Genomic DNA, 11,991 nt, shown 5'->3' on the forward strand with positions numbered 1-11,991 from the left:
AAAAGGCGGCGGAGGGCTTTCCCTCCGCCGCCTTTTCCGTGGGCAGACTCAGCGCGACAGTTCGCTCAGCGGACCCTTGCCCTTGACGGTCTCGTAGCGGCCCTTCTGCCACTTCTCCAGGCCCTGGAGCTGCTGCTCGGTCATGTCGAGGGTGAGCTTGACGCCCTTCATGTGCAGCTTGTTCAGCGGCAGGACAACGTCCTTGTCGCTGACGTCGATGGTGTGATCGACGTCGATCACGGCATAGAGCTTGTTGTCGTAGCGGACGATGTCTTCGATCTCCGCCATGTTCTCGCCCTTGGCGCCGTAGATGTCCTTGCCCTTCAGCTGGTCGACATGCAGCTTCATCAGAGCCGGGTCGACGCTGTCGTCTACGGCTGCAACCGACGGGTTGTTCGACTTGGTCACGCTGTGGTCCGAGGCGGCGAGCGCGGGCGTGGCGGCGAGCAGTGCTGCGGTGCAGCCGAGAGCGAGATAGCGTTTCATCGGTTGGCTCCATCTTTCGTGGATGTTGTGGCGGATCAACGCCGCTGCCGACCGATAGGTTTCCCATTTTCCAAAAGAAAAAGGGCCTCCCTCCCATTGGGAGAAAGGCCCGGTTTCTTCCGGCTGACAAGGGAACTTTTACTTCAGCTCGTCCATCGTGTCGATGACATGGCTGACGATGCCATAGTCCTTGGCCTCATCGGCCATCATCCAATAGTTGCGATCCGTATCCTTGGCGACCTTTTCGAACGTCTGCCCGGTCTCACGCGCGATGATCTTGTTCAGACGCTCGCGCATGCGGATGATTTCCTTCGCCTCGATGGCGATGTCCGTCGCCCGGCCGCCCGTTCCGCCCAGCGGCTGGTGGATCAGGAAGCGGGTGTTGGGCAGGCAGAAGCGGTCTTCCTTCTTCGCCGCCAGATAGATGTGGCAGCCGGCGCTGGCGACCCAGCCCGTGCCCAGCATCTTCACCCGCGGCTTGATGAAGCGGATCATGTCGTGGATGGTGTCGCCCGCCTCGACATGGCCGCCCGGCGAGTTGACCACGACGGTGATGTCGTCGTCGCTCTCATGCGCGAGCGCCAGCAGCTGGGCCGACACGACCTGCGCCAGCTTCATGTCGATCTGACCGAAGATCAGGACCGTGCGCGCCTTGAACAGGCTCTGCTGCACGGCGGCGAACTGCGGCTGGGCGCTTTCCTTCGACTTCTCGTCCGGTTCCTTTTCGGGTTCATCGTCGAACCGGGTGTATCCGACCTGCGCCATTGATGTTCTTCTCCCTGGTATCGGAAGCGGGGTATCGGGACCGGGATTCGCCGCCGGAGGAATGCCCCGACCGCTGTCCCGCTGCCGCATGCGCCTTGCCTGCTTCACCACATAGCCCGTCCGGGCTTCATGTTCAACGTCCGGCGGGGCAAAATCGATGGGCGGGGCCGTGTCCGGATGGCACGTTTGGAACGCCTTGCAACAGTTTTCCGGCGGTGTTCCACCGTTCCACCCGTCCAACACGACACCGTCCTCCGACCTGACAGGCAAGGGCCGTCCTTTCTACCATGCGGCGGCGGCACGGGTAAGGGGAGGGTCGAAATCCGGTTCAGGCCATTGACGACCTTTGATTAGCGACGCCAAACTTTGCCGGCGGACGGGCCTGGAGTGCAGTGCTATGGGCGGGACTGGAACAGGGCAGGACCCATCCTTCGGCGTTTCCGTCATCATCGCGGCCCACCGCGCCCATGACACCATCGCCCGCGCGGTGAGAAGCCTGCTGGAGCAGGACTGGACGGTGTGGGAGGCGGTGATCGTCAGCGACGACGGCACCGATTACCGCCCGACCCTGCGGGCCGCCGGAATCGACGATCCGCGGCTGGTCTTCACCGGCACCGGCCGGGTGGGCGCCGGGGCGCCCGCGGCGCGCAACGCCGGGCTGGCGGCGGCGCGGCTGGAACTGGTGGCGCCGCTGGACGCCGACGACCGCTTCCGTCCCGGCCGGCTGTCCGCGCTGGTGCCGCTGGCGCTCGGCAACGGCGCCGCCTTCGACAATGTCGCCGTGGTGCGCGACGGGGACGATTCGCCGTTGCAGCACCTGTATGAGGACGGGCAGGCGCCGGCCCTGCTGGATGGCGACGGCTTCCTGGCGACCTCCGTACCGATGTTCCCGGTGGTGCGGCGCGATCTGGTGCCGGGCTGGGACGACGACGTGGATTTCTGCGACGACGTGGTCTTCAACGTCCGGCTTCTCGACGCCGCCGGGCCGGTGCCGCTGGTGGCGACGCCCTTCTATGAATACCGGCAGCGCGCCGGCTCCGTCACCTTTTCCGCCGACAGCGGCGCGCGGGCGGAGCGCTGCTACCGCCATGTGCTGGACCGGCTGGACGGCGACGGGCTGGGCATCCGGGACGACGGGCTTCGCCGGCGCTTCACCCAGGCCATCGCCGCCAAGCGCGCCCGCAATGCCGCCTATGAGGCTGCGTTCAAGGCCGGCCGCTGCGCCAATTTCCAGGAATTCCTGACATTGGCATAAGTAAAATAGCGTTTACGCAGATAGTTTTCGAAATATTTCATGAGCGATTTTGCTTTATTGTAATAAATTTTCTGTGAACTATACTTGGTTTGCGGCGTGATTGAGCGTATTTTTATAGATTTCAAAAACTATTTCATTTATTTTTCGGATTTGTACGAGCTTTTTGCTTCTTTAAACATTTCTTTTATATTGCTTTTGTTTGACATTTCTTCTTCCGCGGCTTTCTTGATGTCGGATTCGCTGATATCCTCAAGATTTTTCTTGCCTATCAATTTCGCAAGCGCCTTCATATAAATAATACCGGAGACTATCGTAACCGCATAGACGGTTGCCGACATTACGGCAGCCCCTCCAATGGAACCAAGTCCTGGGACAATTTTCAGGGCTGTTCCAATAGCAATTGCTCCCGCAACTGCTCCACCAATATTTGTTAAAACTCCTGCAGCGATACTTTTTATGATATTGTCGGAGAAGGGAAGGTCAATTTCTTTATTTATTCTTATATACATCGTCCATATGTTGGCGCCGGCGGCGGCCATATCGGCAATTGGAATTGGCACAAGGGCGGCGCCAACCGCGATTTTCGCGTGAAGTTTAACAATGTCAGATAGTCTTTGAGGGAGATTGCTATCAGCAACGCTATTCAGAGCGGAGGCCAATTTCAAACCCGCATCCAAAAGAGCTTCGTCTTTCATTTTCTCACCTAATTTTACAATAAACATTATTGAATAATGTAACACCAAGGAATAAAAATCTATAAAAAAATTTACTTAATTAAGTGATTATATCATACCATGATATGATATTTGTAATGATACGTTTGATTGCATTGTGAATTTATCAAAAAGACAATTTCTATTATTATAGATCCACCGAAAATATTTATTTCTATTTTTGATAGTATTGAGCGAATGCTTGGCGTGTCAATAAAGAATGAAACTTTCTGAACTTAAAGTGAATTTCATCGCGCGGTTGTAAAATGTGATGGTGAAGTAACTATACAGGCATAGCTTAAGGCTTGGCTTTGCTTTACCATTCTGTGTCAGCTTTGTTGCGTCGCACATCGCCGGACCGGACACGGGTAAACTCCCATGAATGCCCCGACCTGCTGCCTCGCCCGCATCCCCGCCAATGGAAAATTCTGGCTGAAGAACGCGCGCGTTCACGACGGGTTGCGCGATATCCGCATCGAGAACGGCCGGGTCCGCGCCCTGGTGCCGGCCGGCGAGTCGCCCTGCTGCGCGCCGGGGCTCGACCTCGACGGTGGTGGGGTGCGGCGAATGGACGCTGATGCTCCGGTCATGGCCGGCGATCCGGCCGACCTGTGGGTAACGCTGTGCGGCGGCCGGACGGTGCCGATGCTGGCGGGAAAGCTCGAAACCGCAAAGACCTAAGGGATAGGCGGTCATAAAGATGCGGTGCATAGGGACGGTTCGGATCGCTGAACCTTCTCGACTCCGGATGTGAACTGACCGATATAGTTCAGTTTGCCCGGTGCTCCCGTCGGTTGCGCTGCGGCAAAGCGAAACCCGCCCGGATCCCGGCCCCATGCGCCACACGCTTCGCATCGCTGCACTCCTCGTCCTGGCGGCACTCGCCGGCGGGGCCTACTGGTATTTCGTGAAGCAGGGCGGGACCGTTGCCGGTCTGACCGCGATGGTGAACGGCGCCATTTCCGGCGGCGCACCGGCCCCGGGCGGCGCCTCCGGTGGCGCCTCCGGTGGCGCCGCCGGGGCAGCCAAGCCGCCGGGGGGCGCCCCGCCGATGCCGGTGGAGGCGGCCCAGGTCCGCGTCGGCACGGTCGAGCGGACGGTGACCGCCGTCGGCTCGCTGCTGTCCAACGAATCGGTGGTCGTCCGGCCCGAGATCGCCGGCCGCATCAGCGAGATCGCCTTCAAGGAGGGGCAGCGCGTCACCAAGGGCACGGTGCTGGTCCGGCTGGACGACGCCATCGCCCGCGCCACCCTGGCCCAGGCCCAGGCGAGCATCGCCTTCTCCCGCGCCGAGCTGTCGCGTGCCGACCAGCTGGTGCGCCAGAACACCGGCCCCCTGCGCAACCGCGAGCAGGCCTCGGCCAAGCTGCTGGCCGACGAGGCGGCGGTGCAGCTGGCCAGGGCGCAGCTCGACAAGCAGGTGATCGCCGCCCCCTTCGACGGGGTTCTCGGCCTGCGCAAGGCGTCGGTCGGCGATTTCGTCCAGGCCGGCAAGGACATCGTCAATCTGGAGGACATCGACACCCTCAAGCTGGACTTCCGCGTGCCGGAGATGTTCCTGCCGGCGGTGAAGGTCGGCCAGACGGTGAGGGTGGTGGTGGACGCCTTCGGCGGGCGCAGCTTCGACGGCACCGTCTACGCCATCGATCCGCTGGTCGACGTCAACGGCCGCGCCCTGGCGATCCGCGCCCGCGTGCCGAATCCCGACGGTTCGCTGCGCCCCGGCCTGTTCGCCCGCGTGTCGCTGACGCTGACCACGGTGCCGGACGCCGTGCTGATCCCCGAACAGGCCATCGTCGCCTTCGGCAAGGACCAGTTCGTCTTCAAGGTGGTGGACGGCAAAGTTGTCCAGACCCGCGTCGTGCTGGGCGAACGCCGCAACGCGGAGGTGGAGATCGCCAAGGGCCTCGCCCCCGGCGACATGGTTGTCACCGCCGGCCAGCTGAAGATCCGCGACGGCGTGCCGGTGACGGTGCTGCCGGCCAAGCCGGCCGGGAGCTGAACCGATGGTCCTCTCCGACATTTCCATCCGCCGTCCGGTCCTGGCGACGGTGATGAGCCTCGCCCTGATGCTGATCGGCATCGTGTCGTACCAGCGCCTGTCGGTCCGCGAATATCCCAAGATCGACGAGCCGGTCGTCACGGTGGAGACGACCTACAAGGGCGCCTCGGCCCAGATCATCGAAAGCCAGGTGACCCAGACGCTGGAGGACAGCCTTGCCGGCATCGAGGGCATCGACGTGATGTCCTCGATCAGCCGGGCGGAGAAGTCGCAGATCACCCTGCGCTTCCGGCTGGACCGCAACGTCGACGTCGCCGCCAGCGACGTGCGCGACCGGGTGGGCCGCGTCCGCGCCCAGCTGCCCAGCGAGATCGACGAGCCGGTGATCGCCAAGGTCGAGGCCGACGCCCAGCCGATCATCTATCTCGCCTTCTCCTCCGACCGGCATTCGCCGCTGGAGGTGACCGATTTCGCCGACCGCTACGTCAAGGACCGGCTGCAGAACCTGCCCGGCGTGGCGCAGGTGCGCATCTTCGGCGAACGCCGCTTCGCCATGCGGCTGTGGCTCGACCCGCAGCGGATGGCCGCCTACCGGGTGACGCCGCAGGATGTCGAGACCGCGCTGCGCCGGCAGAATGTCGAAATCCCGGCCGGCCGCGTCGAAAGCGTGGCGCGCGAGTTCACAGTGGTGTCGGAAACCGACCTGCGCAGCCCGGCGGAGTTCGAGGCCATCATCCTGCGCGACGATGCGGGCTATCTGGTCCGTTTGCGCGACATCGGCCGGGCGGAGCTGGGGGCGCTCGACGAGCGGGTCAGCGCCCGCTTCAACGGCCGCGGCGCCGTCGCCATCGGCGTGGTGAAGCAATCCACCGCCAACCCGCTGGACGTGTCGAAGGCGGTCAACGACGCGCTGCCCAAGATCCGCGCGGCGGTGCCGGACGGCATGGGGGTGGATGTCGGGTACGACAGTTCCGTCTTCATCGCCAAGTCGATCGACGCGGTGTTCCACACCATCTTCGAAGCGATCATCCTCGTCGTTCTGGTCATCTTCTTCTTCCTGCGCTCGCTGCGGGCGACGCTGGTGCCGCTGGTGACCATCCCGGTGTCGCTGATCGGCGGCTTCGCCCTGATGTACGCGCTGGGCTTCTCGATCAACACGCTGACCCTGCTGTCGATGGTGCTGGCCATCGGCCTCGTCGTCGACGACGCCATCGTCATGCTGGAAAACATCTTCCGCTATGTGGAGGAGGGGATGAACCCCTTCCAGGCGGCGTTGAAGGGATCGCGCGAGATCGGCTTCGCCGTCATCGCCATGACCATCACGCTGGCGGCGGTGTACGCCCCCATCGGCTTCATGACCGGGCGCACTGGGCGGCTGTTCACCGAGTTCGCCCTGACGCTGGCCGGGGCGGTGATCGTCTCCGGCTTCGTGGCGCTGACCCTGTCGCCGATGATGTGCTCCAAGCTGTTGAAGCACGAGACGAAGCACGGGCTGCTCTACCGCGCCATCGAACGCTTCCTGGAGGGGATGACCGATGGCTACCGCCGGCTGCTGCGCCTGTCGCTGCGGGCACGGCCGCTGGTGCTGCTGATCGGGCTGGGCGTCGCCGCCGCCAGCTATTTTCTGTTCACCGGCCTGAAGTCGGAGCTGTCGCCGGTCGAGGACCGCGGCACCATCGTCGGCATCGCCATCGCGCCGGAAGGCTCCACGCTCGACTACACCATGGGCTATGCCCAGCGGATGGAAGCGCTGTTCCGCCAGATCCCGGTGCTTGAGAAGTTCTTCGTCGTCGTCGGCTTCCCAGTGGTGAACCAGGGCATCGCCTTCGTCCGCCTGATCGACTGGGACGAGCGCGAGGTGAAGCAGCAGGCGATCACCGCCCAGCTGTTCCCCAAGATGTTCGGCATCCCCGGCATCCTGGGATTCGTCACCAACCCGCCGTCGCTGGGCCAGAGCCCGATCGACAAGCCGGTCAACTTCGTCATCCAGACCTCGCTGCCCTTCGAGGAACTGCAGGCGATGGTCAACGCCATGATGGCGGAGGCGCGCAACTTCCCCGGCCTGACCAACCTCGACACCGATCTGAAGCTGAACAAGCCGGAGCTGCGGGTGTCGCTGGACCGCGACAAGGCGGCCGACCTGGGGGTGGATGTCGACACCGTCGGCCGCACGCTGGAGACCCTGCTGGGCGGCCGGCAGGTGACGCGCTTCAAGAAGGACGGCAAGCAGTATGACGTGATCGTCCAGGTCGCCAACGTCGACCGCCGCAACCCCGACGACATCGCCGGCATCTATGTGCGCGGCGGAACCAGCGCGACAGGCGGTGCGGGCCAGATGATCTCGCTCGCCAATCTGGTGAAGGTCGAGGAGCGTGTGGCACCCAAGGAGCTGAACCACTTCAACAAGCTGCGCTCCGCCACCATCACCGCGACGCTGGCGCCGGGGACCTCGCTGGGCGAGGCGCTGGCGGTGATGCAGGCGGCGGCCAACAAGGTGCTGCCGGCAACCGCCCAGACCGACTATGCCGGGCAGAGCCGCGAGTTCCGCGAATCGGCGACCGGGCTCTATTTCGTCTTCATCCTGGCGCTGGCCTTCATCTATCTGGTGCTGGCGGCGCAGTTCGAGAGCTTCGTCGATCCCTTCGTCATCATGCTGACGGTGCCGCTGTCGATGACCGGCGCGCTGGCGGCCTTGCAGATGAGCGGCGGGACGATGAACGTCTACAGCCAGATCGGCCTCGTCACCCTGGTCGGGCTGATCACCAAGCATGGCATCCTGATCGTGGAGTTCGCCAACCAGCTCCAGCGCGCCGGGACCGACATCCGCAAGGCGGTGGAGGAGGCCGCCGTGCTGCGCCTGCGCCCGATCCTGATGACCACCGGCGCCATGGTGCTGGGCGCCGTGCCGCTGGCCTATGCCAAGGGGGCCGGTGCCGAAAGCCGGCAGGCCATCGGCGCCGTCATCGTCGGCGGCATGACGCTCGGCACGCTGCTGACCCTGTTCGTCGTGCCGACGGTATACAGCTATCTTGCCCGCAAGAAGCCGATGCAGAATGACACCGGCGAGGCGGAGCAGGCGGCCAGTGGACATGGCAGTGGACATGGTGGCGGGCAGGGCCACGGTGCGCCCCATCCGGCCGAATGACAGGGAGCGGCGTGGTGGCGAAGGTTCTGATCATCGATGACGACGACGTTGCGCGTGCGGTCCTGCTGCGCACGCTGACGATGGCCGGCCATGAGGCTGTCGGCGCCCGCGACGGGCTGGAGGGGATGGAGCGGTTCCGCAACCGTCCCCCGGACAGCCCGCTCGACCTCGTCATCACCGACATCTTCATGCCGAATCAGGAAGGGCTGGCGACGATCATGGAGCTGCGGCGCGGGGCGCCGTCGCTGAAGATCATCGCGATTTCCGGCGGTGGCGCCCGTGCGTCGCTGGACGTGCTGCCGGTGGCGGAGGCGCTGGGCGCGCACCGCACCCTGCGCAAGCCCTTCACCCCGGTCGAGGTGATGGAGGTCGTGCGCGCGGTTCTGGAGGGGTGAAGCGTCTGACCCGGGAAATGCGAAACGCCGCTCTCCCGGGGGAGGGCGGCGTTTCGCTGTCATGGGTTCCAGCCGATTTGCCTGACCGGGCCTTATCCGGCGCCTATGTCGGGGCGTCCGTGACGCATTTTCCAGGGGCGTCTGCGACGCCCGTGCCAGAATTCCCGCAGGGGTCAGGAGTCCCGCAGGTCAGGCGGCGAGCCGCTCTTCCTGTACTCGACGGCTCCGGCGGAGGCGCTCGAAAAGCTGCTGGACACTGTCGGGGCTGATCCCATCGCGCACCATAACGGCGATCACGATCGGATCTTCGAGCAGTTCGGAAAGGGTCGGCGTCGTGTTTCGGTCCATGCGTCCCTCCCTTGTGTCCGGCCTCCGGGTGCCGCAGCCGTCCCTGAAGGGGGATCGGCGGACGGACGAAGCCGGCAATGGCGATTGGCCTAATCCCTGCTGCGCGCTCGTCTCGGCTTTCGGTGTCCGGATTGCCTCTGGGGATATACCCCCTTCGGTCCGGATTGTGGGTCTGAAATACAATATGGCGACCATAACTCAGACGGGGTGGTATTGTCACCCGTCCTTTTGTCAACAGCCGCTATATCTTTGTGTATTCCAGTATTAGGGCCCGCGGCCGGGGGATCGGCCGCTCAACCCTGCGCCGGCCGTGCCCGCGTCAGGCTGGCGCCGGCGGTCGGACCGCCCGAGTCGGCGGCAGGAATGGCGACATCGACCTGTACCCGCCGCACCTTGGCATGGGACAGGCACAAATCCGCGGCGCGGTCCGCCAAATAATCGGCACCGGGTACATTGGATTCGCCACAAAGACGACGCAAGTCTTCGACAATATCCTCGTAAGACATCACTGCGGCGATGTCGTCGGGAAAGCCGGGGCCGGGATGGGTGACGGTCAACGTCAGGTCGAAACCGACCTCCGGCCGGTCGGTGCGGCCGGCGAGCGCCACCGCGGCGGCGAAGCCGCGCACCAGGATGGTGTAGGTGAGCGGCGCGCCGCCCGGCTGGACCAGCATGGTCCGTTTCACGCTATCGTCCGACAACACACTCTCCCGGCCGGCGGGCGGGCGCCGGCAATGCAATCAGGCCGGCACTATAAGCGGTGCGGCCGCCGCTTGCCACCGCGCTTGGGCCGCCCGAATCATAGCGCTTCGGCGATGCGGACGACGGTCTCCCGGCCGGGCACCTCGTCGCACAGCTCGCCGATCCGCCGGTTCAGCAGCGGGTGGACGATGTCGGCGGCGATGTCGGCCAGCGGGCAGAGAACAAAGGCGCGCTCCGCCATGCGGGGATGAGGGATCTCCAGATCCGGCTCCGCCACCACCCGGTCGGCGTAGAGCAGGATATCGACGTCGATGGGCCGCGGGCCGAAGCGCAGGCCGCCCAGGTCGCGGCCCAGCGACGCCTCGATCTCCTTCAGGACGCGCAGCAAGGCCGACGGCTCCAACTCGGTGGTGCCGCGCACCGCCATGTTCAGGAAGGCCGGCTGGTCGGTCACATACATCGGCGCCGTCTCGTAGAGGGCGGACTGCGCGTCGATCCGCACCGCCCCGCCCAGCCGCCGGATCGCCTCGGCGAGGTTGGCGGCGCGGTCGCCCATATTGCCGCCGAGTGCCAGATACACCGTCGCGGCGGAGGTCGATGAGGAGGGGGAGGGGGGCGTAAGCTCGGCCATGGCGTCGGCGGTCCCGATATGCTGGTATGGGCAGGAAGCGGGACTCCTAGCAAATCCGGGCCCGCCCGTCACTTCCGGGCCGCAAGTCCGCATTGCCCGGCGCCCTTCGGGAACGGACGGGCAGCGGCGGGGTTTCAGCACTGTATCAACCGGTTGAGAAGAACCCGGCGATGACACGATATTCTGGTGGAGGACGAGAGATGGGCCGAGACAAGGCTATGGCAAGGACCGTGGGCGCTGCGATGATCCTTCTCGGCGGCACGGCCGTCCTCCTTGCCGGCTGCGCCACCGGTCCCGACCCGGAGATCGCGCGCCGTGCCCAGACCGCCATGATCGGCATGCCCAAGGCCGACCTGCTGGCCTGCGCCGGCGTGCCGGACCGGCAGGCGACGGCGTCGGGGCGCGAATACTACACCTATGTCGCCCATCCGGCGGTGGCCTACAGCCCCGGCAGCAGCATCGGCATCGGGGCCGGCAGCTTCGGCGGCAGCGGCGGAGTCGGGCTCGGCCTCGGCTTCGGGGTGCCGGTCGGCGGCGGTACGGCTCCGGGATGCGAGGCGACGGTGGTCATCGGTCCGCGCGGCACGGTGGAGCAGGTCAGCTACCCGGCCGGCGCCTCGCTGTCGTCCTGCACGCCGATCGTCAGCACCTGCATGGCGCCGCCACCCGGCTGACCATGCCCGCCGCGGCTTAAGACTTTGAGATGAGGCGGCCGGGGCTGTCGCGGCGCCCGGTTATGCCATATCCTCGACCGTAACCCCGGCCGCAATCCGGGGAACCGACGCCCGCAACGGGGCGCATCCTGGTTGCCAGCAGGGTTGGAGGAACCACGAACCATGGACATGAGCGGAAGCCACCGGATCGAGGCCAGCCGCGACGCGGTGTGGGCGGCGCTGAACGATCCGGACATCCTGCGCCAGTGCATTCCCGGCTGCGAAGAGGTGGCCCGGCAGTCCGACACCGAGATGACGGCCAAGGTCGTCGCCAAGGTCGGCCCGGTCAGCGCCAAATTCGCCGGCAAGGTCACTTTGTCGGACCTCGACCCGCCCAACGGCTACACCATCACCGGCGAAGGGTCGGGCGGTGCCGCCGGCTTCGGCAAGGGCGGCGCCACGGTGACGCTGGCCGAGGATGGTGGCGCCACGCTGCTGAGCTACACCGCCAAGGCCCAGGTCGGCGGCAAGCTGGCCCAGATCGGCTCCCGGCTGGTCGATGCCACCGCCCGCAAGATGGCGGAGGAGTTCTTCGCCCGCTTCACCCAGATCGTCGGTCCCGCCCCGGCCGAGGTTCCCTCGGCTGTCGAGCCGGCGGTCGAGCCCGCCGCGCCCGAAGCGACTGCCGCCGCTGCCGCCACGGCGAAGCCTGCCAGCCGCATGGCGGAGGTGCCGCCGGAAATCCCGCTGCCGCTGCCGGTCGGGCGTGGGACGGGGGCCGGCGGCGGCAATTTCTACGTGCCGTGGGCTGCGCTTCTTGTGGTTGTGGTTCTGCTCGCATCGCTTGCTTGGATGAGTTGACGTGGCAGATTGTTCATTGGTCGTACGGCTGCATC

General features: G+C 65.0%; 13 protein-coding genes. 7 read left to right on the forward strand and 6 right to left on the reverse strand.

Features of this window, described 5'->3' with window-relative positions; all coding sequences use genetic code 11:
• Positions 1 to 48 precede the first annotated feature (48 nt).
• Together CRT60_RS16275 and CRT60_RS16280 are read right to left on the reverse strand one after the other, a co-directional pair.
• Entirely contained in the window at positions 49 to 486 is a 438-nt protein-coding gene (locus CRT60_RS16275; RefSeq protein WP_098737566.1) for a PRC-barrel domain-containing protein, read from the reverse strand.
• 138 nt (positions 487 to 624) lie between these two features.
• A complete protein-coding gene (locus CRT60_RS16280; RefSeq protein WP_098737567.1) occupies positions 625 to 1,251 on the reverse strand; it encodes an ATP-dependent Clp protease proteolytic subunit in 627 nt (208 codons plus the stop codon).
• 397 nt (positions 1,252 to 1,648) lie between these two features.
• Between CRT60_RS16280 and CRT60_RS16285 the strand changes: the two genes are divergently transcribed.
• Positions 1,649 to 2,506 (forward strand): glycosyltransferase family 2 protein, encoded by an 858-nt coding sequence (locus tag CRT60_RS16285; RefSeq protein WP_098737568.1) that lies wholly within the window; start codon positions 1,649 to 1,651, stop codon positions 2,504 to 2,506.
• A 137-nt stretch (positions 2,507 to 2,643) separates the two neighbouring features.
• Here the strand turns inward: CRT60_RS16285 and CRT60_RS35700 are convergent, their stop codons facing one another.
• The gene (locus CRT60_RS35700; protein WP_143273281.1) at positions 2,644 to 3,201 is read right to left on the reverse strand and encodes a hypothetical protein; all 558 of its coding nucleotides are present in this window, start codon (positions 3,199 to 3,201) and stop codon (positions 2,644 to 2,646) included.
• Between the two features lie 396 nt (positions 3,202 to 3,597).
• On the opposite strand from CRT60_RS35700, the gene CRT60_RS16290 reads away from it, so the two are divergent.
• The 4 genes from CRT60_RS16290 (at position 3,598) to CRT60_RS16305 (ending at position 8,761) form a co-directional block, all read left to right on the forward strand.
• The gene (locus tag CRT60_RS16290) at positions 3,598 to 3,900 is read left to right on the forward strand and encodes a hypothetical protein (protein ID WP_098737569.1); all 303 of its coding nucleotides are present in this window, start codon (positions 3,598 to 3,600) and stop codon (positions 3,898 to 3,900) included.
• 154 nt (positions 3,901 to 4,054) lie between these two features.
• Positions 4,055 to 5,221, forward strand: coding sequence for an efflux RND transporter periplasmic adaptor subunit (locus CRT60_RS16295; RefSeq protein WP_098737570.1), 1,167 nt, complete (start codon positions 4,055 to 4,057; stop codon positions 5,219 to 5,221).
• Positions 5,222 to 5,225: 4 nt separating this feature from the next.
• Positions 5,226 to 8,366: an efflux RND transporter permease subunit gene (locus tag CRT60_RS16300; RefSeq protein ID WP_098737571.1), complete on the forward strand. Its 3,141-nt coding sequence runs from the start codon at positions 5,226 to 5,228 to the stop codon at positions 8,364 to 8,366.
• A gap of 14 nt (positions 8,367 to 8,380) precedes the next feature.
• Positions 8,381 to 8,761 carry a response regulator gene (locus CRT60_RS16305; protein WP_098737572.1) on the forward strand — a complete coding sequence of 127 codons (381 nt, stop codon included), beginning with the start codon at positions 8,381 to 8,383 and terminating at the stop codon, positions 8,759 to 8,761.
• Between the two features lie 189 nt (positions 8,762 to 8,950).
• On the opposite strand, the gene CRT60_RS36470 is transcribed toward CRT60_RS16305, so the two are convergent.
• The 3 genes from CRT60_RS36470 to folK form a co-directional block, all read right to left on the reverse strand.
• Positions 8,951 to 9,109: a hypothetical protein gene (locus CRT60_RS36470; protein WP_167421726.1), complete on the reverse strand. Its 159-nt coding sequence runs from the start codon at positions 9,107 to 9,109 to the stop codon at positions 8,951 to 8,953.
• Between the two features lie 293 nt (positions 9,110 to 9,402).
• Positions 9,403 to 9,810 (reverse strand): hypothetical protein, encoded by a 408-nt coding sequence (locus tag CRT60_RS16310; protein WP_425290408.1) that lies wholly within the window; start codon positions 9,808 to 9,810, stop codon positions 9,403 to 9,405.
• A gap of 98 nt (positions 9,811 to 9,908) precedes the next feature.
• Positions 9,909 to 10,442 (reverse strand): 2-amino-4-hydroxy-6-hydroxymethyldihydropteridine diphosphokinase, encoded by a 534-nt coding sequence (folK, locus tag CRT60_RS16315; RefSeq protein ID WP_098737574.1) that lies wholly within the window; start codon positions 10,440 to 10,442, stop codon positions 9,909 to 9,911.
• Positions 10,443 to 10,660: 218 nt separating this feature from the next.
• Here folK and CRT60_RS16320 point away from each other — a divergent pair, with 218 nt between their 5' ends.
• Positions 10,661 to 11,116, forward strand: a complete 456-nt coding sequence (locus CRT60_RS16320) for a hypothetical protein (protein WP_098737575.1) — start codon at positions 10,661 to 10,663, stop codon at positions 11,114 to 11,116.
• Positions 11,117 to 11,278: 162 nt separating this feature from the next.
• On the forward strand, positions 11,279 to 11,956 hold the full coding sequence (locus CRT60_RS16325; protein ID WP_098737576.1) for an SRPBCC family protein: 678 nt from the start codon (positions 11,279 to 11,281) through the stop codon (positions 11,954 to 11,956).
• Positions 11,957 to 11,991 lie beyond the last annotated feature (35 nt).

Source organism: Azospirillum palustre (genome assembly GCF_002573965.1).
Lineage (GTDB): Bacteria > Pseudomonadota > Alphaproteobacteria > Azospirillales > Azospirillaceae > Azospirillum > Azospirillum palustre.